The organism is Dactylosporangium sucinum (assembly GCF_014647515.1).
Lineage (GTDB): Bacteria > Actinomycetota > Actinomycetes > Mycobacteriales > Micromonosporaceae > Dactylosporangium > Dactylosporangium sucinum.
The window spans coordinates 89,061-115,331 of the sequence record NZ_BMPI01000033.1 but is presented as its reverse complement, the minus strand read 5'-3'; the positions used below and the strand labels follow the sequence as shown (position 1 = coordinate 115,331).

Genomic DNA, 26,271 nt, shown 5'->3' with positions numbered 1-26,271 from the left:
GCCCTACCGATGGACCTACGACGGCACCCCACTCAAGGCCGCGTAACCCCCGACGAACTAACGCGGTGCTGCACTAGTAACGCCGCTCGCGGCGCTCGATGACCTCGTCGGTCGTCGGCGGGATCACGGTGTGGCCCGCGGTCGGGACCTCGCGGACGACCGTCCGGCGTCGCGAGTTCCAGAAGTACAGAGTCAGCAGAAGTGCGACCACACCGGCGAGCTGGAGAATCCAGCCGATCGTGTCGAGGTTGAACGGCCCCAGGTCGGTGTCGTCCAACCCGAACGTGAAAATCGCGCCGACGACGATCAAGAGAATGCTGCCGCCGATACCCATCGAGGGCCTCCTCGGGCGAATGTTCGGGCAATCTGTCCGGTCACGGGTTACCCATGTGCGACAGCCTTCAATCGGGCACGCTTGTCCCCATGACCGAGCGCACGCTGATCCTGCTCCGCCACGCCAAGGCCGCCGACCCGGACGACTACGCGACCGACATCGAGCGCCCACTCAGCGCGCGGGGCCACCGGGACGCCGCCGCGGCCGGCGGCTGGCTCCGCGGCGCGGGCCTCGCCCCGGACCTGGTCCTCTGCTCGACCGCGGTCCGCACCCGCGAGACGCTGCAGGAGTTGGCGGTCGACTCGGTCCCGGTGGTGTACGAGCAGCGCATCTACCACGGCCCGGCTCCGGACACCTTGGACCTGATCCAGCAGACCGACGCCGACGTGGCGACGCTCCTGGTGATCGGCCACAACCCGACGTTGTCGATCCTGTCGGACCTGCTGGCCCCGGACGCCCTCCCGGACACGGGCCTGGCGACGTCGGGCATCGCGGTGCACCGCTTCGAGGGCACGTGGCGCGATCTGGAGAACGCCCGCCTCGCCGCCCAGCACACCGGCCGCGGCTAGCCGGAAAAGACCCGCGGCTCCCGCGCGAATGGGTTCCCATTTTGCGTTCGGTCGGAGACAAACAGCGAGGCTTCCGGACTACCACGATGTAGTCCACGACCCCAGAATCATGGTCGGGACGCCGCTCATAGTCGAGCTTGCCGATATGATTTCCCTGCTGCGCCTTTCGGTTCGTGTGCCAGACGGAGCCGTACACACGCTGCGGTTCATGGCCGATGGGGAAGCGCACCGTGACCTTGAGTTGGCGAACTCGATATCGACCTCCGCCCTCACGGTAGTACGGAATCATCGGCTCGATGTCGTCTTCCATGACGACACGCACGCCGACCTCGGGACGAACACAATGGCCTTGGCGGTGGCCGTCGTGTCCCGAAGTACGCGCAGGACGGGCAGCTCCAGCACTCGCTCAAGACTCATGGCACCGTCCCATCACCTGGCCGGAGTATTGTGAAATTGCCGGAGATCGGCAATCACGCAGGGGTGCGCAGGCAAACCGGCCCGCTCTCAGGCAACGACAAGGTACAGGGTTGACCCAAACAGCGGAACGCCGATTCCAGCAGTTTTCTCAACTCGATCGAGCCGGGACATGAAAATAGGGGGAGGGCGCCGTTGCCCTCCCCCTATTTGGTCTGCGGTGCGGCCTAGAAGGCGTCCTCCGAGAGCTGCATCGCGTCCAGCGTGGTCGACTCGACGATGCGGCGGTCGGCGCCCACGCGCGGGAGGATCTCGTGCGCGAAGAACTTGGCGGCCGCGACCTTGCCCTCGTAGAAGGACTTGTCGGCGGCGGAGACCTCGCCGGCCAGGGCCTTCAGGGCCACCTCGGCCTGGCGCTGCAGCAGCCAGCCCACCACGATGTCGCCCAGCGCGAGCAGGAACCGGCGGCTGTTCAGGCCGACCTTGTAGACCGCCTCCGGGTCGCCGCCCTGGGCCTCGCCGAGCCAGCCGGTGAAGATGCCCAGGATCTGCTGCGCCTCGGTCAGTGCCTTGCCGAGCGCCACCCGCTCCAGCTTGAGCTGCCCGTTGCCGCCCTCGGCCTCCAGGAACTGCTGGATCTCGCCGGCGACGACCAGCAGCGCCTTGCCCTGGTCCTTCACGATCTTGCGGAAGACCAGGTCGAGGCTCTGGATCGCGGTCGTGCCCTCGTACAGGGTGTCGATCTTCGAGTCGCGGACGTACTGCTCCAGCGGGTAGTCCTGCAGGAAGCCGGAGCCGCCGAAGGTCTGCAGCGCCTCGTGGCCGAGCCGCCCGCGGCGCAGCAGCAGCGGCGCCGGATGGCCGCAGTTGACGATCGTCAGCGTGCCGCCGCGCTCCTCGATCAGCGCCGCCGTCACGAAGTCCTCGTCGCCGACCGACCGGGCGACCGCCCGGTCGAGGTCGGCCACGATCGCGCGCAGGTCGGCCCGTTCGAACGCCACGTGACGGTACGAGCCGAGGACGATGCTGGCCAGCCGGACCGCGTCGAGGCCCTTGCCCCGCACGTCACCGATGATCATCCGGACGCCGTAGGGCGTCTCGACCGCCTCGTAGAGGTCGCCGCCGATGTCGGCCGCGGCGCTCGCCGAGATATACCGCGCGGCGATTGTCAGCGGACCCAGCTGCGGCCCCAGCGGCCGGAGCACCGCGCCCTGGGCCACGGAGGCCAGGCGTGACAGCTCGGCGTATCGCGCGATCTGCCGCTGCCGGATCGCCCCGACCGCACAGGCGATGCCGCTCGCCACCAGCACGGCGCCGAGGTTCAGCAGCAGCACCAGCGCCCGGTCGCGGCTGTGCATGAGCTCGATCGAGGAGAACACGAAGGCCAGCAGCGACGCGGCGCTGCCGACGGCGAGCACCTCGGGCCAGGAGCAGAACGCCGCGGCCAGGAACGGCGCCGCGGCGGCGAGCCCGATGTAGTTCGCCTCGGTGCCGTCGGCCACCTCGGCCGCCAGCACGAGGCAGAGCAGCACGAAGGCCGCGCCGACTCCGGCGCGGGCCTCGGGAAGCAGCTGACGTTTCATAGTTCCGGCCAACAGCATGCCACCAACCAGGCGCCGAACCGCTCAAACAAACGGCCGGGTCTGGGGTTACTTGAGTACCTCGTACCGAGCGTTGATCACACCGGCACTGACCGATGCGACCTGAACAAATGCCCCTCGGGCCAGATCCAGGCACCGTCCGGTCACGAACGGTCCCCGATCGTTGATCCGCACGACGACGGATTTCCCGTTGGCCAGGTTGGTGACCCGCACCTTCGTGTTGAACGGCAGCGTCTTGTGGGCGGCCGTCAGCCCGTCGGGATCAAACTTCTCGCCATTTGCTGTTTTCGATCCAGTCGCATAATACGACGCCTTGCAGGTGCCGGTGGGCCCGGCCGAGGTCTTCTTCGACGGCGACGCCGTGGCCTCCGGCGAGCGCGTGACCTGCGGCGACGAGGCGGCCGCGCTCGGGCTCGGGCGGTCGTCCCGGTCGGCGCGCGCCTCGGGGCTGCGACTGACCTCGATGAGATCTCCGGCGGCGGCCGACTTCGGCGTCGGACGGAGATTGACGGTTGCCACCGCTCCGCCGACCAGCGCGATGGTCGCGACGATGCCCGCGATCAATGGGACGAACAGTCGGCGCCCCTTGGCGGAATGCTTGCCGGACAAAATCCCAGCACCCTTCGTCGGCGGCATGGCCGTGACCGACGGTATCCACGGGCTCGGGGCCCGAGTCAAACGCGCGAGCGATTTGCGCGGATAGTTCCGCCCGAACGGACGAGTGAACACACGTCCGTTCGGGCTACCTCAACACGGTCAGTGACCGATCGACGCCCGGACCCGGGAAACCGCCTGGTCGAGGGCGATCTCCTCCTTCTCGCCCGACTTGCGGTCGCGGATCTCCACCATGCCGTCGGCCAGGCGCTTGCCCACGACCACGATGGTCGGGACGCCGAGCAGCTCGGAGTCGTTGAACTTGACGCCCGGCGAGACTTCCTTGCGGTCGTCGAGGATGACCGTCAGGCCGGCCGCCTCGAGCCCCGCCGCGAGCTCCTCGGCGCCGGTGCGGATCTCGTCGGTCTTGCCGGCGGCGACCACGTGGACGTCGGCCGGGGCCAGCTCGCGGGGCCAGCACAGGCCGCGGTCGTCGGCGGTCTGCTCGGCGATCACGGCGATCGCACGGGTGACGCCGATGCCGTAGGAGCCCATCGTGACGATCTGCGCCTTGCCGTTGCGGTCGAGCACCGTCAGGTCGAGCGCCTTCGCATACTTCCGGCCGAGCTGGAAGATGTGGCCGATCTCGATGCCGCGGGCCAGCTCCAGCGGGCCGCCGTCGACCGGGCAGACGTCGCCGTCCTGGATGCGCACCGCCTCGATCGTGCCGTCGGGCGTGAAGTCGCGGCCGGCGACGAGGTGCATAACGTGCCGGCCGGGCTCGTCGGCGCCGGTGATCCAGCTCGTGCCCTCGACCACGCGGGGGTCGACCAGGTAACGGATGCCGGAGGAGGCCTTCTCGCCGAGGACGCCGGGCCCGATATACCCGCGGACAAGCGCCGGGTGCTGGGCGAACTCCGCCTCGGTCATCGGCTGCACCTCGGCCGGCGCCACCACGGCCTCCACCCGGCGCAGGTCGACCTCGCGGTCGCCGGGCACGCCGACGGCGAGCGGCTCGCGCTTGCCGTCGGGCAGCGTGAGCATGAGCATCACGTTCTTCAGCGTGTCGGCCGCGGTCCAGGCCCGGTCGTCGCGGCGCAGGTCCTCGCGCGCGTTGAACAGGTCGACCAGCGTCTCGATGGTCGGGGTGTCCGGCGTGTCGGCGACCTTGGCCGCGGGCTGGCCCGCGATCGGCAGCGCGGCGGGCGCGGGCGTGGTGACCGCCTCGACGTTGGCCGCGTAGTCACCGTTGACGCAGCGCACGAACGTGTCCTCGCCGATGTCGCAGGTCGCGAGGAACTCCTCGGACGCGCTGCCGCCCATCGCGCCGCTCATCGCGGAGCAGATGACGTAGTCGATGCCCATCCGGTCGAAGATCTTCTTGTAGGCGACGCGGTGCCGGGCATAGGCGTCGCGCAGTCCGTCGTCGTCGACGTCGAACGAATACGAGTCCTTCATGACGAACTCGCGGCCGCGCAGGATGCCGGCGCGCGGACGCGCCTCGTCGCGGTACTTCGTCTGAATTTGGTAGAGCGTGAGTGGAAGGTCCTTGTAGGACGAGTAGAAGTCCTTGACCTGAAGCGTGAACATCTCCTCGTGCGTGGGCCCGAGCAGATAGTCACCCTGGCGGCGGTCCTTCAGGCGGAAGATGTTGTCGCCATACTCGGTCCAGCGGCCGGTCGCCTCGTAGGGCTCGCGCGGCAGGAGGGCCGGGAACGAGAGCTCCTGGCCGCCGATCGCGTCCATCTCCTCGCGGATCACCCGCTCCACGTTGCGCAGCACGCGCAGGCCCAGCGGCAGGAACGTGAAGATGCCCGGGGCGACGCGGCGGACGTAGCCCGCACGCACCAGCAGCCGGTGGCTGGTCACCTCGGCGTCCGCGGGATCTTCACGCAGCGTCCGCAGGAACAGCGAGGACATCTTCAGGACCATCTGCGTCTACCTTCCCCGGGTCCGAACCGGTCCGACGTCGTCTGACACTCGCTGTGACGATACCCGGTTCGGGCATTTCGCCGCGCCTGGGTTAACGCCGCGCCGTGACTTCGAGTAGCCACATAACTACTGGTCGTTTACCGCGGTAAATGTCCAGTTAATGCGCGACCAACACCCTAGCGAATGTGACTGGTTTCGGAAGAAGGGTTTGCCCGGGCGGCCTTCTACCAATACCCTGCATGCCACTTGGATCATTGCCCGCCGCACACAAACACGGGGTTATGCCGCGGGATGGTCCCTCATGGGGAGGAAAACCACCAAATGACTGGCTCGGAAAGGGCTGAGCATGGACCGCTGATAGCGCGCCACGTGCGTCGTGCAGCGATCCTGGGTCTGGCCACGGTCGCCGCCACCGGAACCGCTCTCGGCGCGGGCCTGCCCGCGTGGGCGGCGCCCGCTGAAGGCTCGATCCAGGGCGTCGCCCGGGACGCGAAGGCCAACAGCTACATCGTGGTGCTCAAGGACAACGCGTCCGCCGCGTCGGCCGACCAGGCCAAGGCCTCCGCCGCCGTCAGCGCCTCGGCAAAGTCGCTGTCCGCCAAGTTCGGCGGCAAGGTGACCGCGGAGTGGAGCACCGCGCTGCGGGGCTTCGCGATCAACGACCTGAGCGCCGATGGAGCCAAGAAGATCGCGGGCGACCCGTCGGTCGCCTACGTCGAGTACAACTCCCGGGCGAAGAAGGCCGACACGCAGACCGGGGCCACCTGGGGCCTTGACCGCATCGACCAGCTCAACCTTCCGCTCAACGGCAGCTACACCTACCCGAACAGCGCCAGCAACGTGACGGCGTACATCGTCGACACGGGCATCTACGTCGACCACAGCAACTTCGGCGGCCGGGCGACGCTCGGCCCGAACTACGCGGAAGACGGGCACACCAACTCGTACGACTGCAACGGTCACGGCACGCACGTCGCCGGCACCGTCGGCAGCACCACGTACGGCGTGGCCAAGGGCGTCAGCCTGGTCGCCGTCCGCGTGCTCGACTGCGACGGCTTCGGCTACGCAAGCGAGTCGATCAACGGCATCAACTGGGTGACCTCCAACGCCGCCGGCAAGCACGCGGTGGCGAACTACAGCATCGGCTTCGGCGGGATCAACAAGAGCGTCGACGCCGCCATCAAGAACTCGATCAACTCTGGTGTCACCTGGGCCGTCGCCGCCGGTAACGGCGACGACTACGGCCGCCCGCTCAACGCCTGCAACTACACCCCCGGCAGCGTCACCCAGGCGCTCGTCGTGGGTGCGACCGACAGTTCCGACCGCACCGCCTACTTCAGCAACTACGGCGGCTGCCTCGACCTGTACGGTCCGGGCGTCGACGTGACGTCGACCTGGTACAACGGCGGCTACGCCCAGATCAGCGGCACCTCGATGGCGACCCCGCACGTCACCGGCGCGGCCGCGCTGATCCTCAGCGCGCACCCGAACTACACGCCGGGCCAGGTGCACAACGCGGTCGTGCAGAGCAGCGCGATCAACGTCGTGAAGAACGCTCCGGCCGGCACGCCGAACAAGCTGCTCCAGGTCCGCCAGGGTGACCCGATCCAGGTCGCCGGCAAGACGTCGACGCTGTACAACCCCCGCTGGGGCACCACGGAGGTCTACGCGCGGTCGACGACCAACCACCTGATCTACGCCTACTACGCGCTCGGCTGGTCGGGCTGGATCGACCTGGGCGGCAACATCCAGGGCGACCCGTCGGTGTTCTACAACCCCGACAACGGCTCGACCGAGGTCTACGTCCGCAACTCTGACAACACGGTCGGGTACCGCAAGTACCTCAACGGCTGGCAGAACTGGGGCGGCCTGGGCCAGCAGAAGGTGGCCGGCAACCCGCAGGTGATCTACAACCCGCGGTTCAAGACCACCGAGATCTACGTCCGCACCGATGCGAACAAGCTCGCCTTCCGGTACTTCGCCAACGGCAAGGTTTCGGACAACTGGGTCGACCTCGGTGGCGCGCTGACCAGCGACCCGGGTCTGGTCTACAACCCGCGCTTCGGCACCACCGAGGCGTACGTCCGCAACACCGACGGCGGCGTGGACTACAAGTACTACTCGAACGAGTGGTCGAAGTGGAACCCGCTGAACGGCAGCGTCGCCGCTGGCGCCAACCCGGTCGTCCTGTTCAACCCGCGGTTCGGCACCACTGAGGTGTACGTCCGCGCGGCGGACAACTCGCTGTCCTTCATCTTCTACGCGACCGGCTGGTCCAAGTGGGCGACGCCGATCGCCGGCACCGACCTGGCCGGCGACCCGGCGCTGCTGTACAACCCGAACGCCAAGACCACCGAGGTCTACGTCCGGAAGTCCAACAACCAGATCCAGTACCTGTACTACATCAACAGCTGGAACGGTTGGACCAACCTCCAGGGCTCGTTCTCCGGGAACCCGGCGGTGATCTTCAACCCGACCTACGGCACGACCGAGGTGTACGCCCGCAACCAGGCGGACGGCCACGCCAACTACAAGTACTACGCAAACGGTTGGTCCGGCTGGAACGACATCTCCGCGTAACGCAAGACAACCCCTGCCGCCCCGGCGCCTCTTCGCGAGGAGCCGGGGCGGCGGTCGTTACGCGAACGGCAGCTCCCGGCGGATGGCCGCGCCGATCGCCCGCATGTGGTCGAGGACCTCGTGCGTGCGATCGGCCGGGAAGTTGGCGATCACCGCGTAGGCGACGTCATCTGTGACGCCGACGTCGGCGCGCACCCCGACATCGGTGCCCGTCTTGTTGGCCAGCCCGGTGTGGGCGAGCGGATCCAGGCCGAACGCCGCCGCCACCATCGACAGATCCGTGTTGTTGCGCATCCAGGCCAGCAGGCGGCGGCTCCCGGGGTACACCTGATGCCGCAGACCGAGCATGAACCGCGACAGGTCGTCGGCGCTCCCGGATGACAGCCGGGGCTCGTGCTCCGGAAGCCGTTCGTCGCGCACGCGGTCGTGGAGCGCCGAATGTTGCAGCGGTTGTACCGCCGCAAGCCCCACCTTCCGCAGCAGGACGTTGGTGGCAAGGTTGTCGCTGACCGCCGCGACGAGCACCGCCAGGTCCTCGACACACAGCTCGTCGACGGCCAGGTGCTGCCACAGCCCCGAGTCGGCGACGCGGTCCGCTTCGGTGCGCCGCAGCCGCTCGCGCGGGTCGAGTCGCCCGTCGTCGATCTGCCGGGCCACCTCCAGCAGCAGGAACAGCTTCCCGACGCTGGCCGTCGACAGCACGCGGTGCGGATCCCGCTCGTACCGCACCGACCCGTCGGCGTTGCGCACGCTGATCGACCACAGAATCTCGTCCACAACCCCGATCATGGTCCACTCGGTCGATTGCCGCGGCGGGCCGGTAATCAATAGCCTTCTCGCAGTTGGGTCCTCGCCGCTGGCATGCGCCGCCGATGGTCCCGTACGGGGAGGAAAATCCAAATGATCAGAGCGGTGACGCTCGGCCTGGCCACGCTCGCCGCGACCACCGCCGTGCTCGGCGCCGGCCTGCCCGCGTGGGCCGAGGGCGCGATCCGTGGCGAGGTCGCGAACGCGGAGGCGAACAGCTTCATCGTCGTGCTGAAGGACGCCGCGGCGGCCGGGGCGGGCGACGCCACGGCAGCGCGGGCCGCGGTGAGCGCGCGGGCGAAGGGGCTGACGGCCCGGTTCGGCGGCACGGTCACGCACGAGTACAGCGCGACGATCCGCGGCTTCGCGGTCGAGCACCTGAGCGACGAGCAGGCCCGCCGCCTCGCCGGCGACCCCGCGGTCGACTACGTGCAGCGCAACCTCCGGTTCCACGACGAGGGCACCCAGGACTTCGCGCCGTGGGGCCTCGACCGTCTCGACTGGCCCACGCTGTCGCTCGACCAGCGGTACAAGTACCCGAACACGGCGAGCGACGTGACCGTCTACGTCGTCGACTCCGGCATCGCGATCGACCACCCGGAGTTCGAGGGGCGCGCCTCCTACGGCCCGAACTTCCGCCAGGACGGGCACGGCCCCGGGGACTCCAGCGACTGCCGCGGGCACGGCACCCACGTGGCCGGGACGGTCGGCAGCCGGACCTACGGCGTGGCCAAGGAGGCCAAGCTCGTGTCGGTCCGCATGCTCGACTGCAACGGCCACGGCGAGGACGCCGAGGCGCTCGCCGCCGCCGAGTGGGTGACCACCCACGCGAAGAAGCCGGCGGTGGTGAACTTCAGCGTCGGCACCGACGGCCGCGACTGGGCGTTCGAGGCGGCGGTCAAGGCCTCCATCGCGTCGGGCCTGCTCTGGGTCGTCTCGGCCGGCAACGCCTACCAGGACGCCTGCCTGCGCTCGCCGGGCGCGATCACCGAGGCGCTGGTCGTCGGGGCGAGCGACGCCACCGACAACGGCGCCTGGTTCAGCAACTACGGCGGCTGCGTCGACCTCTACGCACCCGGTGTGGACATCCGTTCCGTCGACTTCCAGGGGACCTGGATCTCCTACAACGGCACGTCGATGGCCGCGCCGCACGTGGCCGGCGCGGCGGCGCTGATCCTGCAGGCGCACCCGGCGTACACCGCCGGGCAGGTCCACAACGCCATCGTCCAGAGCAGCTCGACCAAGCAGCTGCGCAACCTCGGCCCCGGCTCGCCGAACAAGCTGCTCCAGGTGCGCCAGTCCGATCCGCCGACGATCGCCGCGACGCCCACGACGCTCTACAACCAGCGGTCCGGAACCACCGAGGTCTTCTCGCGGCTGAACAACGGCGAGCTCGGCCTCGCCAGATACGAGCAGGGGTGGACGGACTGGTCCCACCTGCCCATGCCGGTCCAGGGCGATCCCGCGCTCGTGCAGGTGCCGGGCAACGGCTACATCAACATGGTGGTCCGCCTGCAGAACAACGGCGTCGGCTACAACCGTGACATCGGCTACGGCTGGTCCACCTGGCACGACCTGGGAGGCATCACCGTCGCCGGATCTCCCAAAATTATCTACAACCCGCGGTTCGGCACCGTCGAGATCTACGTCCGCACCACGGAGAACCGGCTCGCGTTCCGGTACTTTGCCAACGAGCATTGGTCGCCGAACTGGGTCGACCTGGGCGGCTCGCTCGCCGGTGACCCGGCGCTGCTCTACAACCCGCGGTTCGGCACCACCGAGGCATACGTGCGCAACTCCGACGGCCGGCTGATGTACAAGTACTACTCGAACGGCTGGTCCGACTGGATCGACAAGGGCGGTTCGATCGCCGACGGCGCCACCCCGGCGGTCCTGTTCAACCCGCGCTTCGGCACCACCGAGGTCTACGTGCGCACCGCGGCCGGCAAGCTGTCGTACATCTACTACGCCAACGGCTGGTCGAGCTGGAAGGACCTCGGCGGCACCCTGGCCAGCGACCCGGCCCTGCTGTACAACCCGCGCTTCGGCAGCACCGAGGCCTACGTCCGGACCGCGACCGGCGCGATCCAGTACCGCTACTACGCCAACGACTGGTCGTCATGGACCGACCTGGGCAGCGGCTTCACCGACAACCCGTCGGTGATCTTCAACCCGCGGTGGGGCACGACCGAGGTCTACGCCCGCACGACCGGCGGCCACGCGAACTACCGCTACTACGTCAACGGCTGGTCCGGCTGGAACGACATCTCCGCCTGACAGTTTCCGGAGCGCCCGGCCCCGCTGTTCGTCGGCGGGCCGGGCGCTCGCCGTTATGCTTCGAGCTCGGTCCGGGTGAGGGCGGCCCGCAGTTGCAGCCCCTCGGCCTCAAGGTTGGCCCGCCCTCCTTGCTCCCGATCGATCGCGCAGACGACGGTCTCGACCCGGGCCCCGGCGTCCCGCAGCAGCCGGCACGATGCCAGCAGCGCCCCACCGGTGGTCACGACGTCCTCGATGACGACGACCCGCCGCCCCTCGACGGGCCCACCTTCGGCCGCCTTCTGGGTGCCGTACTCCTTGGCCTGCTTGCGAACGAACACGGTGGGCAGCCCGGTCAGCTGCGACATCACGGTGGCGACGGGAATCCCGCCCATCTCCATCCCGGCCAGCACGTCACACTCCGGCAGCAGCCCGACCATGGCCTCGGCCACGTCCCGCAGCAGCGCCGGCTGCCCTTCGAACAGATACTTGTCGAAGTACTCCGTGCTGACCTGCCCGGACCGCAACCGGAAACTCCCGGTCAGGTGACAGGCGTCGTAGACGCGACGCGCAAGAGGACTCATGCCGCCCAGCTTCCCAGGCTCTCAATCGCTTCGCGGGTCATCCTCTGGGTCCACGTACTCAAGGCCGAGCGGCCCCATCGCCGTCACCTGGGTGACGTACTCGCCGGATCTTGCCCAGTGAAAGTGCGGGGTGCCGCCCGGCAGCACGACGACGGCCCCGGGCGGATACGCCTCCAGCTTCTCGCCGTCGAACCGCTCGCCCAGGCCGACGTAGAACACACCGGACATGACCGTGTAGACGCGATCCTCCGGGTGGCGGTGCGGCATCAACTTGACCCCGGCGGGCACCCTGACCCTGATCACGTAGGGCCCGGGCTCGGCAGGCCGCCCGACCACGACGGCGAGGCGAGCGGCCGGCGGGAACGCTGGGAACGGCTTCCAGTCGATGTCCTCCGGCAGGACCGACCTGAAGACGGCCTGGTCTGGCTGGTGGGGACGCACCATCGTGAACCTCCCGACTCTGACCTCACCCCATCAGGAGCCGCCGTCCCGCTCCGGCACGGCCGCGACACCACGTGAAGCCTTGGCCCGCTGCCCTGGTCCGCCGCCGATCAAACCCCGCCCGGCATACACCGTGCTGCCCGCGGCGGCCTGCCATTCAACCTTGAAGCGCACGACTCCAACTGCGTCATCAAGACCGCGTCGGCAATTTCGCCCTGGCTCCAGCCACGGCGTTCACGAACCTCGCGAACTGCCCGGTCCGCCTCGAAGGCCTCCTTCGTCGATTCTTTGTGAGCCCCAACCACCCCTGGGCTCGGCCACGTGTCGTTCCAACCGCCGAGCTTCTGGTTGCACAAAAGCCTTAAGGAGTCACGCTTTAGATTTGCGTTCGTCAACACAAGTTCAGGCAACGTCCTCGTCGACGGCTGCGGACTGGAGGTCGACGGCTTCGCACACGTAACGCCAAAGCCGTGGCCACGCCGACCTCGAACCTGCGGGCCAGGCGGGCGTAGGGTCGCCGTTGCGCAGCTGGGCGAGGGCGAGCAGGGCTTGGCAGCAGGGGTGCAGGCGCCGCCAACGGGATCGGCGCTGGTCGCGGGTGTCGGCGAATGAGGCCGGCGAGGTGGTTCAGGGTCCGGGTGGACAGCGGAATCGCGGCACGGGCAAAAGCAGCATGGCGAGGCTCCCGGTTGGGGCATCCGATCTTGGTCGACTGCGGTCTTGCCGGGCGCCCTTTCGTTCTCGATACCGGGCCCCCATCCCCACCCGTGACCTGCGCCGTCACGGTGAAAATTACTCAGCGCCGGACAAGCGTTACTCTGGGCTAGCCAGCAAAGAGATGTATGTCTATACTTGTGATCGGCCATCACCCGGGCGTTGTGGCGCTTTTCTGCACGTACAATGAATTGAGGGAGTTTGTAGATGGGGAACAGACTGCTTTCGACACTCGCGGCCTCAGTCGTCGGCGCGGCCGCCGCCACGTTCGTGCTCGCCGAGCCGGCGTCGGCCGAGTGCTACGTCGCGGCATTCAAGAGCTCCACTTGGACCGAGGCATACCCGTCCGGCTGCCCGTCGAACTTCTACGCGCAGGCCCGGATCGATCGACTTGAAAGCGGCGTCCCGAAGATCTACACGGGGTCGATGGGCTCGTACTCCTACATTTCGGCCACCTATGGCACCAACGCCGGCAACGCCCGCCGCTGGCAGGCGACGAACGGCAACATCTCGGCCTGGCTCTGGACCTGGTAGTAGTCGATTCGACGGGCGTGGCCTTCGTTCACGGAGGCCACGCCCTTTCGTATGCGTGCACCCGACCGCCGTCAGCGGTGCTTGAAGTAGGCAAACAGCTGCTTCTCGCGGATCGACGCCCAGGCCAGCACCGTGCCGAGCAGCACGCCGCCCGCACCGATGAGCCCGATCCGCATGACGTCGTGGAAGACGAACGGCGAGTCGCCGCCGGGCAGCAGCACCAGCCGCATCATCACCAGGAAAACGACGACGGCCGCGGCACACCAGGCCGCCGACTCGACCACCAGCTGCGCCAGCTGGTCACCCCGGCGGGCGCCGACATGACGGTCCGAGGCCAGGGCCAGCCGCCGCGACCAGACGCCGACGAAACCCAGCAACGTCGTCAGCAGCAGCGCGAGGAACGGCGCGTATCGGGTCGGGCGCTCGGCGAACCTGCGAGCGCCGTCGAACCGTTCGCCGTGCCTGGTGTTGAGTTGACGGATGGCGACGTCCCCGTTCGGCGGGAACGACGCGACCAGTGCGGTGCGCAGCAGCTGGACGGTGGCGGGATCGTAGGGCCAGACACTCATCCAGCACTCATCGAACACGCCGCCGGCCGGGATGACGCCCAGCATCGAGTTGGCCAGCACCGGATCGCGGCCGTCGTCCGGGTAGCGGAAGGTGCCAGCCACGACGAGCGGGCCGACGGAGGTGGCGAGCGTCCCACCAGGCAGGGCGCCCAGGGAGGCGGCCAGCTCCTCGGGCATCAGCACGCCGTCCCGGTCGGGCTGTCGCAGGCCCGTCGCGGGCGCGATGGCCCGTAGCAGTCCCGGGGTCGCCTCCTTGAGGCCCACCCCGGAGATGGGCAGGGCGCTCAGCCGGCCGGCCGCGACGTCACGCAGCGCGCCCGCGCCCACCACGCCCGCCGAACGCGCCAGGTTCTCGCACTGCACGCCGTCGACGCCAGCCTGGGCGGAGAGGACGTACGTCGCGCCGCCCGCGGCCTGAAATTCCTCCCCGTCGCGCAGAATGGCGTTGAGCGACATGCCCTCGATGGTCCCGATCATGCCGCAGAGCAGCAGGAACGCGAAGACCAGCGCGGCCGCCCGGGTGGTGCCCGACAGCAGGTTGCGGGCGGCCTCTGACAGGACCGACCGCGCCCTCACGGCTGCCCCATTCGCAGGCTCCGAGCGCAGGCCTCGCTGACGCGGTCGTCGTGCGTCGCCACGATCACCATGACTCCCCGGTCCTGCAGTTCGTCCAGCACCTGGATGACCGCGGCGGCGCTGGAGGGATCGAGTTGCGCGGTGGGCTCGTCGACCAGCAGAAGATCCGGGGCGGAAGCCAGCGCCCGGGCGAGCATCAGCCGCTGCGCCTCGCCGCCGGACAGCGACCGGAAGAGGCTCTGCGACAGATGGCCGAGGTTGAACGAGTCCAGGATGCCGTTGGCGACAGGCTCGGCCGCCGACCGGGCCATGCCCCGCGTCAGCAGCGGCAGTGTCACGTGGTCGAGCGCGGTCCGCCGGGGGACGCCGTGCGGGTTCTGGAACACCCAACCGACCCGGTGGACGTCGTGGCGGACCACCCGGCCCCACGTCGGCGTGATGAAGCCGGCGAGGATGCTCAGCATCGTGCTCTTGCCCGAGCCGGAAGGTCCGAGCAGGGCCAGCATGCCGCCGCGGTCGAGCCCGAACGTCACGTCGCGGAACAGCGGGGTCTCGCCGAACGTGTGCCCGACCCCGTCCACCTCTAGCCGCATATGAAATCGGCCTCGGGGATCAGCACGGTGACCGGCTCGGCGGAGATGCCGTCCCACGTGACCAGGCTGCGCCCCATCGAGGACCCGACGACGGTGATGGCAAGGGGGCCGCCCTGCGTCCGTTGCAGGCATGCGGCGCCGGTTGCCGAGACGGCCACCGCGGCGGCCGGCACCGGCAGGGCGAGGATCGGTTCGGCCAGCACGAGGCTCGCCGGCAGCGGAATCTTGCCCTCCGCGTCGAGCCAGGCGCGGAACGCTTCCGTCGCGCCGAGGGCGGCCACCTCGCGCGGGCCCGAGATCGGCTGGTAGCCGATGATCGGGACGCGGACGTCCCCGATCGCCAGAATGCGGGGGCCGGCCACCAGGTCTTTCGGAACCGCCTTGAACGCGAACGCCAGCACAGTTGACCGCAGCTTGAGGATGGGGTCACCGGCGGAGAGTTGCTGCCCCAGTTCGGCTTCGCAGGAGGCGACCGCGGCCGGATTGGGCGGCAGCCAGACGACCGCGTCGCGGCGCAGCGTGGAGCCCTCCCAGGTGCGGCCGGCTTTTCCGTACAGCGTGCGCAAGCCGCGCCGGGTCTGCTCGTCGAACCGCCCCGTCACTTTGACATTCGTGCCCAGGGACTTGAGGGTCTGCTGGACCGCGGTGACGTCGGCGCCGGTGGTGCCCGTGTCCAGGTCACGCCAGAGCGGCACATCGGTGGACAGCGCCAGCAGCCGCACCCCGTCGACCGCGACGGGGAAGGAGCCGTTGCGCACCGTGTCGCCGGGCTTGCAGTCAAGACTGGTGAGCGTGCCGGACCGCAGCACCCGGGCGGCCGCGCCGTCGCGCATCTCGGGCACCAGCTCGACCTGGCGCTGATCGTCCACCTTGGTGGGAGTGGACAGAACCTCGGATCTCGCCCCGCCTCCAGTGAGACTGTCGGGCGTGTCCGGTTGACGCACCACCACGAACACGGCCGCGCCCACCACTGCCGCGAGGCAGACGGCGAGCACAACGAACGCACTCCACGAGGGCGGGACGTCGATGCTGCGCCGCCGTCGCGACCACCGGCCGGTCACCCTGCCTCCCCGATCATGTTGTGCCGTGCCGGCCGTGTGTCGAGGCTCCCACCGGACTCAGCCAAGATTCGGGTTGGCCATGCAGGCGGAGAACTTCGCGTCGTCCGGCGAGAACGGCGCGCCGGCAAACTGGTTCTCCTTGTCGGCCTTGAGCTGCTGCACGGTGTAGTCCGCCGGGACGACGCCGGACTTCTTCAGACACTCGACCTGGAGCTCGAAGATGTCGCGCTTCTGCGGATTCATCAAGCGGTCCACGTAGAGCGGCTCCAGCACCGCGATCGTGCCGGCGCGGCACTCGGCGATGACCGCCTCCGCGTTGTCCGTCTTCACCGTCTCGTAGTTGTAGTAGCCGCCGACCGGGATCGGCGTAATGTCGACGCCCCGATCCTTGGCACAGCGGACATATCGCTGCACGGCCTCGTCGAACTCGGCCTTCGTGATGTCGGAGTCGGCGAGGACTTTCTTTTCGAAGTCGGACGTGGCCCGCTCACGGGCAATGCGGAACTCCGCCGCATAAGGGTTGTCCTTCGCCTCCGGAGCGTCGTCTCCGCATCCGGCCGTGAGGAGCAGCACCGTGAGCAGGGCACCACCAAGCCTACTCGTAGAACGGAACCCCATGCCTCTCCCTCGGTCGCAGTAGTGCCCTCTGCTGAGCTGCCACCGCCGCCCCCATGCGGATGTCGCATCGTGTCAAAGATTTACACACGGCGATGGATGGTACCACGATCGATCGACCTGACGCGGCACCGCCACGATCATCCGGACCGGCCGGAGGTCCATCCCGCCAACGGATTTTCCGGCACGTGACCGCGGCGGCGACCCTTCGATGCGAGCCGGACAAGCTGACGATATGGGCCGGATGGGCTCACGATCCGGCCCGGCGGGCCGCAACCCACCCCGTCGAGGGTGACCACCCACCGTGGGGTCTGGGGCTCGATCCCCAGGGAAAATGGCGAGGACCCCCGGTTCGCGCGTTCCGCGAACCGGGCCCCTAGGTCCGAGCGGGTGAAGGGAACCCTCATTGCCAGCTTGGGAACTGGACAGGTCCGAACTGAGATCCCGGGTGCCCGCAGCATGGAGCAGGCCTGACCGGGCCTGGAGTGGCCAGCCGTTGCCCGGCTTAGTGGCCCGGGAATGGCCCGGCGTCTCCACCGGCCGCCAGTTGGTTGCGCCACTCGTCGACCCGTACTCGTAGCGCCGCGACCTCGTCGGGACTGACGCCGTACTCGGAGAACTGGACCGGCGGTTGTAGGCGCCAGTTTGCGACCAACTCAACACGGTGCTGTTCGCTGGGAGTGGTCGGGTCGGTGAGGTACAGCCGGGCAAACGTTTCAGTGCGGTGGTCAATCTCCACGTCATACCCGGCTGCCCCGTAGGCCGCAATCACCTCGTCGACGGCGGCCGGGAAGTCGGCACGCCGTTGCCAGTCGGCGAAAAGGTCGACATCCTCGCTCGGGCGCTGCAAGATGCCGTGCGGCAACGGCATGGCCGCCGGCCAGGGCGAACCCATAGGGGCCGCCGGCTTGCAACCCAATCTGCGCCAAACGGCGATGCGTCGGAGCCTGGTCGCGCATCACTACGCGGCGGGTCGGCTCTCATTCGCGAGCTGTGGGAACCGGCGTTCCCACAGCTGCCTGACCTGCGGCGGCAGCACGAGCGACGACCACAGCCGCACGAGGGCGGGTCCGTCCAGCCACGTCTGAAGCTGTTCGACGCGAGTGGCCTCGCGGAGCACCGTCTCATACATGCTGGCCAGCCGTCGCGGGTTATCGAGGTCGTACACGGCCCGCCCAGACCAGTTCAAGCGCCGGTCGAGCCGAGCCTCACCGCTGGTCGGCCCGTGCAATTCGGCCAGGTCCTCAACGACGACGTACGGCCGCTGATCGACATAGCGCGACCCCAGCGGAGCCCGCGCATCGTCCATGTCCACAGAGCCCCCCAACGCCCCGACCGTCCAGCCCAAGTAACCACCCCACGGCCGCAACCAACCCGACGGCGAGCAATCACCGACCGTGGGGTCTGGGGCTCGAGCCCCAGGGAAAATGGCGAGGACCCCCGGTTCGCGCGTTCCGCGAACAGAGGGCCCCTAGGTCCGAGCGGGTGAAGGGAATCGAACCCTCACTGTCAGCTTGGGAACTCGCGCGGAACTCGCTCCACCGAACCGCTCACCAGCGCCGCGCCCTGGTCAGCCGCTCGACCCGCTCCCCGGCCCGGACCATGAGGCACCGCTGTTTACCGTGGCTCCGGGCATCTGAGGGGCACGGCAAGGACACGGGCCTGCCGTCGCGCCGGCCGCGCTCGTCTGCGCCGGCGTGCTGTCCGACGGCCTGGCCGACGTCATCGAGGGCAAGCCGCGCAGCGGCGCGGCAGCCGATCGCCCTGCGCACGACGGCCCTCGACCACCCACGCGATCGTCACGGCCCCGACTGTGCCGCTTGTCGAAGGCTGGGACATCATCGCTGACTTCCTGCCCACGTCGCCGCGCCGGCCGATGCCGGCGCTTGCGCCGCCAGCAGGCCGAGCGCGAGCGGCGCGGCCCGCGCAGCGGGCCGCCTTGATCCTGAAAGGCCAATTCGGCAGTGCGAGTGCGGGAGCATGTCGGCGTGGATGGCTAGACTGCCAATGCAAGGTGCTTGATCTGCGACGCTCCGAACACTAGACGCTGATCGTGCGCTGGGTGAGGTCTGGTTGTGCCGCTCATATGCATCGCGACCTGTCGGTTTATGCCGTGGCCCAGTGGAGCATTGGCTCGAACCAGCCCCGGTCCGGAAACCACGCGATGCATCGATGAACCTGGGTGCACAACCACAGATGCGTGATCTCGTCAGGAAGCTCGGGATCGAGCGGTGGAAGATCTCGATAGACATCGCTAAGGGCATGGTAGGCCAGCCACGGCGTCGTGAAGTTGAGCCCGATGAAGGCATGCCGTTCGGGTGAACCTGTCGCGGCGAGCTTGGTGCGGACGTCCTTCAGCCGTTCCGACTTCAGCAGATCGGTGAGCCACAGTTGGAAGGCTGTCCAGTCGAGTTCAACCGGTCCGCCCGTTCCGACCGCATTGACCTGAATCTTGCCGCCCTCACCTGGCCACGCCGCGCGCGACGTCAGGCGCACAACCCCTTTGGCTTCCAACGCCCGGACAGCTGCGTTGCCATGAACTGCCAAGTCTTGATCGAACGACGCTTCCACCACGAATTCACCGGCGTGCTCTAGGCCTTCAAGGATCGGCACCAGGTCGCGTCGCAAGCTCCTGAGTTCCGCCGCTGGCCCAACGGTCACGAACCATGTCCGCGTCAACGACCCATCGTCGATGACCTGCATATCGCGAACACCGTTCGCCACTGCCGCATAACGCGGATCGAGGTCGTTGACCACCTCGACATATCCGTTGGGTACGTCGTGGCGTTCGATCCTAATGTCAGCCATACCGGGTCTACTGTTGTCGTCCTGGAGGACTACATGTGCGCCAGTCAGGCGAGCGATCACCCGGGCAGCGGTAAGTTCAAAGTCTCCTGTCAGTGACCTCGACAGACGCGAACGTTGCGCATCAGTCCGAAGGTCTGTTGGGTACCCGGGCGTGAAGTGAGGCATACGGCGCAGGGTAGACCAGGGTCACCCCATTGGTCACGGCGATTTGCGCCCTGCATCTTCCGACTGGCGGCGGTCCGGAACCGTACGTTCCCATGGTTGGTCACATAGCCGTCGCGGTCTGACGATCGCGTGTTTCCGGTTGCTGGCATTGCTGTACTCGGCTGCTGTACCAAGCGTCGACAGATCTTTAGCTCTTGAGCACAGACTCAAGGACACGAACAGCTTCCGCAATTCGCACAGCGCCGTCCGAGAACGCACGCCATGCTGCCTCGGCCTCTTCAGCCGCAGACTCCTCAATCTGGGGAACGAGGATGCTCTCAACGTCCCAAGGGTTCATGTGGTCGATCACAGACCCAAATGACAATGCATTGATTTGCATCCGCGATTGACGAGCAGCGAGCGCAAGCCAGAGAGCGCCTGGTCGGACCCCTGGACGCGGTCGGAGCCGCATCACGTCATTGCTTGCCAGCCAGCCATGACGGTCAGCAGTGACAAGCGCAACGGTTCCTTGCCGTCCCTCCGACCGACCGACTGCACCAAATACCGTCATACCCTCTGAGATTTCATAATCGGCGGGGTCGCGGAACGACCTGTCCGATACCCACCGAAGGTTGACAGGTTCAAACTGAAGCAGCTGCCGCCCCGACAGGACGGGCCGGCCATGCTCTTGACCCACGTAGTACCGCTTATATCTCAACGGTAGATGGGCTACTGCAAGATCCCCACACCGAATACCAGAGGAGGCGCGAAGCTGCTCACGAGCCGCAGCAACGCAAGGATCATAGAAGGCCGCGTCCATGCGACCCAACACATCGCCCCGGCGAACGGTCCAGCCCTCTCTCGGCGGCCGTGTCCGTGTTGGGACTGGAAGGCGCTCTTCCTGCATAGCGAGCAGTTTGCTGAGCCTCTCACGGCCATCCGCGACTGCCTGCACGCCGCTTGCCATCAGTTCCGTAACCCGCAACCGACTATGCGGTGCCACCAAGGGGACCATTACCCCAGCGACATCAGCAACGGTGAGGTGGTCAATTACCGAGCCGCTCTTACCGCGCCGCAGCAGTGCCTGTCCTGTCGGCGTCTTGAGGAACGCAAGCAGATACATCCGCAGGTCGACGTCGTCGACCTCGATTCGAATCATGTCATGACTGAGCGTGAATTGCGCAAGGTAGTCATCCGTGTAGGTACATGGACCCAGATTCCGTCCGGAACAGGTCTGCAACAAAGTGCCTGGCGTCGGCTGCAACCGTTCCAAATCTTCATTCCGCAGCAGCGACAACCGCTCCGTGGCGACAGGAAGGTATTCGAAGACGTCATACGGCCGGAGGTATTCAATTCCCTCCTCCGCCGGCGCGGCATACGCCCGCGCGAACCGCGGAGGCGCCCAGACCCGTGCGATGTCTCCAACGCGAGCCATGACGACACCCGCAGCCTGAAGGACCGTTACCTGCTCAAGCGCCGCGACACCCGGCGAGGTGAAGAAGTGGGCATCCAGCCGATCGTGCGCACCGACGGACCGAGATCGAATCGTCGCCGTGTTCACTTTTGCTCACCAAGCCAGCGCCGATAGGCGGTCGCCGCATCCGGCAACTCGTCATCAATCTGACGTTCCTGAACCGTTACGGTCCGGAGCACTTCCTCGCCGGTGGCAGGATCAATTTCGGCGAGCGTTTCTTCGCGGGTGACCAGAACATCCTCGCCAGTTTCCGTACGCCGATAGAGCACGTTACCGCGCTTGTCCTGGCCGATCCGCTCCGTCACCGCCATGAAGATCGGATACTCAAGCGTTCCAGCTGCAGCCGCAACTCGTTCTTCGTCCGACAGTCGTCGAGCAAGTACCATCGACGTCTGCGTGTCGTTCTTTGGCTGGAAGAGTTCTCGAGCCATGTCAACCACGGCGAGAATTTGCACGTTGGCCATCAACCAACTCCGGACATAACCAAGCGCAGGATTGTTAAGGATCCCGTTGGGGATGACGAGCGCAAATCGGCCGCTTCCTGGCTGCAGCAACTGAACACAGCGCTCAATGAACAAGATTTCCGGGGGCTGGTTTTTCTGAAGGACCCGGTGACCGTTCTTATCAACGCGCATTTCCCAACGCCCATCAGGTCGTCGGTCCCATATGGCCGCAAGGTCATACTGCTCAAGAACTTCGTCGTCGTCGATGACAATGTTCGCACCGAATGGCGGATTGGCAACTACTGCATCGAATGAACCCAGCACGACACGACGGCGCGCCTCCTCTGTCCACGTCCGCGGGTTGGCAAGGCTGTTCACCTGCCAAAGGCCGCCCGAGCCGTCGTTGTTCATGACCATGTTCATCTTGGCTGCACGCACCAGGCCCGGATTGAGGTCCAAGCCATGGACCATCTGCGAGAGATACTCGTTCCGCGCTCGGTAGAGTTCTAGCCGCTCCTCATCGGAACCCCGGCTCGGAGTCGCCCATTGCGCCCGCTCTTGTTGCTCGATATGCGCTAGCGCGTGGTTCATCGCCGTGATCAGGAAACCGCCGGTTCCGCATGACGGATCGATAAGCTTCTCGCCGGGCTGCGGGTTGAGCATGGTGACGGCCATGCGGCACGCGTTTCTCGGGGTGAAAAACTCTCCCCGGTCGCCACGAAGATTGCTACCGACGATCTCCTCGTATGCAACACCCTTAACATCTACCGGTGACGCAAGGAGCGAATAGCCTTGCAGTTGGCTCACTACAAAAGCAATTACCGTCGGCTTCAGGTCAATGGTTGCGTCAGAAGCAGGAAAGATCGCGCCATACTTGGCAAGTACCTTTTCGGTGAACACCTGCTGGATTCGCGTTTTTGCAGAGACGGCGCTTGTCGCGTTCGCCCGCTCCGTCGCGGTCACATAGAAGTCAAGGCGCCTGGAACGCTCATCCTCAATCTTGCAGAAGATAATTTTCAGAAGCTCCCAGAACGCCTCGGGCTTCTGCTTGCCCTCCGTTCCAGCGATGTAGTTGTGACAACGGCGGAATGCGAAGAGTAGATTGTCAGCCGTCGCAGGCTTGAGATCTTTACGCTGCGGACGCTGCGCATCTTCCTCTGTCTGACCAAACGCCGGAATGTCGATGATCTCTTCAAAGACGAACTGGCCATCGCCCGATGCACGTTTCGCGAAGCAATACTGCTCATCGCCGTTCGTCCACAAGCCATATGTCGCATTTAGGCATGCTGCAAGATAGCTACGTAGTTGACCGATTCCTTCGGTCCGGCTGGCGGGGCTTACTCCCGCCCGCTTCGTCTCCACAAGGACGTAGGCGTTCTCTTGGGTGTGTGCAGCACCCGGCTTAAACACCACGACGTCGACCCGTTTACGCGATGAGCCAACTTTGATCGGGAATTCCGGCTCACAGTCTCGGGGATCGTACTTATATTGCCGCACCAAAGCTTTCTCGAGATTCTGCCGGACGTACTCCTCTGGCGTATCTCTCAGATGCCTGCCGGTTAGGAAGTCAGAGACCTTCCCTTCAGGGACAGTACCTGTCCGGATCGTCACCGGTGGGGCGATGGGGGCGGTCATGCGATCCGTAGTCCTCCCGAAGAGCGTGGATCAACAGACCCTACAGCGACGGCCGGGAGGGGTCCAATACCCTGTCCGGTACAGCCGCCCGCGGGCGTACGTGCAGCACGAGGCCGATGTGGGGTCCTGTCGCGTGACCGGAGTGGGCAGGGCCACGATCCGCCCGAATAGGCCGCGCGCAGGTAACCAGCAACCAGCGGACAACGCCTCGATGTATCGGCGGCCTGGCCGTCGGACGATGCAACATGTGGTTACCCTCGTATGAGTGAGCCGTAACTATCTGCTTGTGCTGGGCGACCGTGAAGGGATCGCCTGGGTCCTGTACGAGCAACGTATGGCCTTTCCCTCCCCAAGCACCCAAATCGCCCGCCTGGCCGTTGGTGATGCACTTTTCCTCTACGCGACCCGCGGAGCCTGGCACAACACCCGCCGAGACCGTGGCCGAATATTCGGCACTGCGACGGTAACCAGCCCAGTCGACCGCCTCGCCGAACCGGTCGAGGTACGCGGCACTCGGCTACTAAGTGGCTGCAACCTCCAAATTGATGGCATTGTGCCGTATCCGGGCGGTATGGAATTGAAACCGCTTGTCCACCGACTTGCTTTGTTCCGAAAGCCCGATGGTTGGGGCGCATACCTCCACCGGACGCTTGTCCCGTTGTCCGATGACGACGCAGCAACGCTTCACCGAACGATTGCTCCCATGCTCAAAATGCGCGACGAGACGCTATCAACGTATCCGTGCATTGTTGACGTAACTGCGGACAAGCCTCCCATTAGTGAAGTCTCTTGAACTTGCGCCCAAACTTTGTCTCCGGACCAACATTTACGCCTTGCTAGATCTCGTCGGGGTCAACCTCTTGCCAGATCTGCTCCGCCAGCTGCACCAGCGAGTCACCGCCGGGTAGCGACCATTGCCGTGGGCCTTGCACTGAGACCCACGCGTCCTTCCATCTGGCGAGCTTCCAAATATGTGTCGTCAGACCCGACGGTGAATAGCGTTGGCTGTCGTACTGCCACAGTAGCGGCTTTTGCTTGTTGTTGGTCCAAGTCGCCTGCGAGCGTCGAGCATCTTCGGCAAGCCACGCACCGACCGCCTCCCGTTCGGCTTCGCTCGCAGTACGGAAAATCAGCAATGTGCCTTCTGGCACCTTGCCGGAGTCGACAATGAGCGAGACTGTGCTGGGCCGGCGGGTCGGCCGGCTCGACGCTGTCGCAGCAAAGTCCGCGAGATCGGTGCCACCTGCACCCGCTGCCATAGCATTGAGCACCACTTCGGCAAGCAGAATGCTCCGCTGCTCGTTTGCAAAAGTACTTGAGACGTAGGACGCGGATCCGAACTGCTTGTTGATCTGTTCGATCAACAAGCGAAGTGCCTGCCGCACTAGCGCCGGCACATCTACGAGCGATGTTTCCCACTGACTGTCTGGATCGTCAATACCCTCCTGATCAATGGACTGCATGACCAAGTGGGCGATCAAGAGATCACCGTGCTCGGCGATCGTCGCAGCTCGGCCCCCGAGCTCGCTCCGCAGACCGTGCAGTGCCGTAGTGACCGCGCGCAACAGCAATACCGATCGCCAGATCTGATGCGCCGTCGGTCGTTGGCCGAAGAGCCTGATGTACGCACCGTCGGGACTCTGGTCCCACAGAAGGTCTACGTCCCGTTTGGCCTGAATCGCAAATCTGGGGTTCGGGTGCGCGCAGGCGAGTGCTGTCGCAGCGTATACCACCGAGCATCCAGCGTCAGGCGGCGGGTCGAGTTCCCCACGTTTGTAAACGTACTCTTTGTTTAGGGACAGCTGGAAATCTTCGCGGATCTGACTTTGTGTGGCATCTATCGCGATGAAGTCGCGGCGCTCCATATGGTTCTGCGTATTCGTTGCCTTGGTGATCTCGGTCGCAAAGCCCGAGTCGCCGTCTTCAATGACGATGATTCGCACACTGACATAGGCATCAGCTGCCGCGACCGGATTCTCTTGGAACGCCCGATGCACGGAAGTAACGGTTTGGGCGCCGTTAACAACACTCGCACCAGTGAGTTCGAGGCGGACTGGCTCGCCCTTATCCCGCCTGCCAAAAAAGTGACGTGTTACGGTCCGGCAAAGTACCGTAATACCGTTGTTGAAATACCAAAACTTGTGCGGCTCTCGCAGCAGCGTATCTACAAGCTTCTGGTTGACCTTCGTCAACCCTAGCGATTTCCGTACGTTCTGAGCATAGAGCCGGTCCTTATTTACTTCGTACCAGCCGGCGAGCTCCTCTGCAGATACCAGTCCGTAGTAGGCCTCGAACGGGGTGTCACGCCAGTGCCAACCGTACGACATGGTTGCGTCGATTTTAATTTCAGGCGGCGCAATGTCATCGCGAATTGCCTGTAGGAAATCATTACCGTTCAGAATTTGAGTCTCGACGGTCCTGCCAAAGACGTTGAAATCGCGGCTAGCATCGTCTAGAATTTCTTGAACTTCCGATGAAATGACCCCTTCGCCCATGACCGCCACCACGAGGATCACTCTGCATCTAGGGTCGCTCAGGACACTCTGCACCCGATATGCCATGCGTTGAAACCGCGGATTAAAACGGCCGAACTCTTGATCATCCATCTGTTTGAAGCCGCGTACCAGTTTGTTGGCAGCTTCCGTGTCGAACCCGGCCCGCCCCTGGCCGCTCCACTTCGCTTGCACCAGCCACAACTCGGGAGCGCCGTCTGATATCGCCACAGCGTCAATCCCATAGTCGTCGCGGCCGTCGATGACACAATCGGCAGCATCCTGACTAGTACACCCTGTCAGTCTGCGCACCGCCTTGGCCGCTAGAGCACGCGACAGAAACTTAGGGCCCGTCGGGTCGGCGTCACCTGCCGAGAGGTCGCTGGTGTCAATCACTCCCTCAAACTCGGTTTTTAGTGCGTCGCGCACATGGCGGACATGCATAGGGGTTGAACTGGCTACAGGGCTCATCGGTCTCCCGGGTCGCGACCTCGTCAATGC

Annotated in this window: 22 protein-coding genes and 1 pseudogene; 5 read left to right on the top strand and 18 right to left on the bottom strand. The window is 66.0% G+C overall.

The genetic code is table 11. The features are described 5' to 3' along the window. Positions 1-73 precede the first annotated feature (73 nt). Positions 74-334, bottom strand: a complete 261-nt coding sequence (locus IEZ31_RS30355; RefSeq protein WP_190253433.1) for a DUF6458 family protein — start codon at positions 332-334, stop codon at positions 74-76. Between the two features lie 89 nt (positions 335-423). Between IEZ31_RS30355 and IEZ31_RS30350 the strand changes: the two genes are divergently transcribed. Then, positions 424-903, top strand: coding sequence for a SixA phosphatase family protein (locus IEZ31_RS30350; protein ID WP_190253432.1), 480 nt, complete (start codon positions 424-426; stop codon positions 901-903). A 641-nt stretch (positions 904-1,544) separates the two neighbouring features. Here the strand turns inward: IEZ31_RS30350 and IEZ31_RS30345 are convergent. The 3 genes from IEZ31_RS30345 to IEZ31_RS30330 all read right to left on the bottom strand — a co-directional run bounded on the left by IEZ31_RS30345 (position 1,545) and on the right by IEZ31_RS30330 (position 5,444). Then, on the bottom strand, positions 1,545-2,396 hold the full coding sequence (locus tag IEZ31_RS30345) for an acyl-CoA dehydrogenase C-terminal domain-containing protein (protein WP_373294718.1): 852 nt from the start codon (positions 2,394-2,396) through the stop codon (positions 1,545-1,547). A 570-nt stretch (positions 2,397-2,966) separates the two neighbouring features. Further along, complete coding sequence (locus IEZ31_RS30335; protein ID WP_229835994.1) at positions 2,967-3,527, bottom strand: septal ring lytic transglycosylase RlpA family protein; 561 nt, start codon at positions 3,525-3,527, stop codon at positions 2,967-2,969. A 147-nt stretch (positions 3,528-3,674) separates the two neighbouring features. After that, the gene (locus IEZ31_RS30330) at positions 3,675-5,444 is read right to left on the bottom strand and encodes a proline--tRNA ligase (protein WP_190253430.1); all 1,770 of its coding nucleotides are present in this window, start codon (positions 5,442-5,444) and stop codon (positions 3,675-3,677) included. Between the two features lie 369 nt (positions 5,445-5,813). On the opposite strand from IEZ31_RS30330, the gene IEZ31_RS30325 reads away from it, so the two are divergent. Next, positions 5,814-8,024: a S8 family serine peptidase gene (locus IEZ31_RS30325; protein WP_229835989.1), complete on the top strand. Its 2,211-nt coding sequence runs from the start codon at positions 5,814-5,816 to the stop codon at positions 8,022-8,024. A 57-nt stretch (positions 8,025-8,081) separates the two neighbouring features. Here the strand turns inward: IEZ31_RS30325 and IEZ31_RS30320 are convergent, their stop codons facing one another. Beyond that, positions 8,082-8,801 (bottom strand): serine hydrolase, encoded by a 720-nt coding sequence (locus IEZ31_RS30320; RefSeq protein WP_190253428.1) that lies wholly within the window; start codon positions 8,799-8,801, stop codon positions 8,082-8,084. Between the two features lie 123 nt (positions 8,802-8,924). On the opposite strand from IEZ31_RS30320, the gene IEZ31_RS30315 reads away from it, so the two are divergent. Further along, positions 8,925-11,108 carry a S8 family serine peptidase gene (locus tag IEZ31_RS30315; protein ID WP_190253427.1) on the top strand — a complete coding sequence of 728 codons (2,184 nt, stop codon included), beginning with the start codon at positions 8,925-8,927 and terminating at the stop codon, positions 11,106-11,108. A gap of 53 nt (positions 11,109-11,161) precedes the next feature. Here the strand turns inward: IEZ31_RS30315 and pyrE are convergent, their stop codons facing one another. The 3 genes and pseudogenes from pyrE to IEZ31_RS30300 form a co-directional block, all read right to left on the bottom strand. Further along, positions 11,162-11,671 (bottom strand): orotate phosphoribosyltransferase, encoded by a 510-nt coding sequence (pyrE, locus tag IEZ31_RS30310; RefSeq protein WP_190253426.1) that lies wholly within the window; start codon positions 11,669-11,671, stop codon positions 11,162-11,164. A gap of 21 nt (positions 11,672-11,692) precedes the next feature. Continuing rightward, positions 11,693-12,115, bottom strand: coding sequence for a cupin domain-containing protein (locus IEZ31_RS30305; RefSeq protein ID WP_190253425.1), 423 nt, complete (start codon positions 12,113-12,115; stop codon positions 11,693-11,695). Between the two features lie 411 nt (positions 12,116-12,526). Next, positions 12,527-12,815 (bottom strand): annotated as a pseudogene (locus IEZ31_RS30300) (transposase family protein); the annotation flags it as partial. 218 nt (positions 12,816-13,033) lie between these two features. Here IEZ31_RS30300 and IEZ31_RS30295 point away from each other — a divergent pair. Further along, positions 13,034-13,360 (top strand): hypothetical protein, encoded by a 327-nt coding sequence (locus IEZ31_RS30295; RefSeq protein ID WP_190253424.1) that lies wholly within the window; start codon positions 13,034-13,036, stop codon positions 13,358-13,360. 71 nt (positions 13,361-13,431) lie between these two features. Here the strand turns inward: IEZ31_RS30295 and IEZ31_RS30290 are convergent, their stop codons facing one another. The 9 genes from IEZ31_RS30290 to IEZ31_RS30250 all read right to left on the bottom strand — a co-directional run bounded on the left by IEZ31_RS30290 (position 13,432) and on the right by IEZ31_RS30250 (position 23,278). Then, the gene (locus IEZ31_RS30290) at positions 13,432-14,505 is read right to left on the bottom strand and encodes a hypothetical protein (RefSeq protein WP_190253423.1); all 1,074 of its coding nucleotides are present in this window, start codon (positions 14,503-14,505) and stop codon (positions 13,432-13,434) included. Beyond that, positions 14,502-15,098 carry an ABC transporter ATP-binding protein gene (locus IEZ31_RS30285; protein ID WP_190253422.1) on the bottom strand — a complete coding sequence of 199 codons (597 nt, stop codon included), beginning with the start codon at positions 15,096-15,098 and terminating at the stop codon, positions 14,502-14,504. The genes IEZ31_RS30290 and IEZ31_RS30285 overlap by 4 nt, the downstream gene beginning before the upstream one ends. After that, the gene (locus tag IEZ31_RS30280; RefSeq protein WP_190253421.1) at positions 15,089-16,159 is read right to left on the bottom strand and encodes a peptidoglycan-binding domain-containing protein; all 1,071 of its coding nucleotides are present in this window, start codon (positions 16,157-16,159) and stop codon (positions 15,089-15,091) included. Before IEZ31_RS30280 ends, IEZ31_RS30285 begins: the two co-directional genes overlap by 10 nt. A gap of 57 nt (positions 16,160-16,216) precedes the next feature. After that, positions 16,217-16,732 carry a hypothetical protein gene (locus IEZ31_RS30275; RefSeq protein WP_190253420.1) on the bottom strand — a complete coding sequence of 172 codons (516 nt, stop codon included), beginning with the start codon at positions 16,730-16,732 and terminating at the stop codon, positions 16,217-16,219. A 547-nt stretch (positions 16,733-17,279) separates the two neighbouring features. Then, complete coding sequence (locus IEZ31_RS30270; protein ID WP_229835988.1) at positions 17,280-17,669, bottom strand: nucleotidyl transferase AbiEii/AbiGii toxin family protein; 390 nt, start codon at positions 17,667-17,669, stop codon at positions 17,280-17,282. Positions 17,670-17,735: 66 nt separating this feature from the next. After that, positions 17,736-18,083 carry a hypothetical protein gene (locus tag IEZ31_RS30265; RefSeq protein WP_190253444.1) on the bottom strand — a complete coding sequence of 116 codons (348 nt, stop codon included), beginning with the start codon at positions 18,081-18,083 and terminating at the stop codon, positions 17,736-17,738. Positions 18,084-18,880: 797 nt separating this feature from the next. Further along, a complete protein-coding gene (locus tag IEZ31_RS30260; RefSeq protein ID WP_190253419.1) occupies positions 18,881-19,531 on the bottom strand; it encodes a hypothetical protein in 651 nt (216 codons plus the stop codon). Positions 19,532-19,934: 403 nt separating this feature from the next. Further along, entirely contained in the window at positions 19,935-21,287 is a 1,353-nt protein-coding gene (locus tag IEZ31_RS30255; protein WP_190253418.1) for a restriction endonuclease subunit S domain-containing protein, read from the bottom strand. After that, the gene (locus IEZ31_RS30250) at positions 21,284-23,278 is read right to left on the bottom strand and encodes a type I restriction-modification system subunit M (RefSeq protein WP_229835987.1); all 1,995 of its coding nucleotides are present in this window, start codon (positions 23,276-23,278) and stop codon (positions 21,284-21,286) included. The genes IEZ31_RS30255 and IEZ31_RS30250 overlap by 4 nt, the downstream gene beginning before the upstream one ends. 265 nt (positions 23,279-23,543) lie before the next feature. Here IEZ31_RS30250 and IEZ31_RS30245 point away from each other — a divergent pair, with 265 nt between their 5' ends. After that, positions 23,544-24,071 (top strand): hypothetical protein, encoded by a 528-nt coding sequence (locus IEZ31_RS30245; RefSeq protein ID WP_190253417.1) that lies wholly within the window; start codon positions 23,544-23,546, stop codon positions 24,069-24,071. Positions 24,072-24,114: 43 nt separating this feature from the next. Here IEZ31_RS30245 and IEZ31_RS30240 read toward each other — a convergent pair whose 3' ends face one another. Further along, entirely contained in the window at positions 24,115-26,241 is a 2,127-nt protein-coding gene (locus IEZ31_RS30240; RefSeq protein ID WP_190253416.1) for an AIPR family protein, read from the bottom strand. Positions 26,242-26,271: the final 30 nt, after the last annotated feature.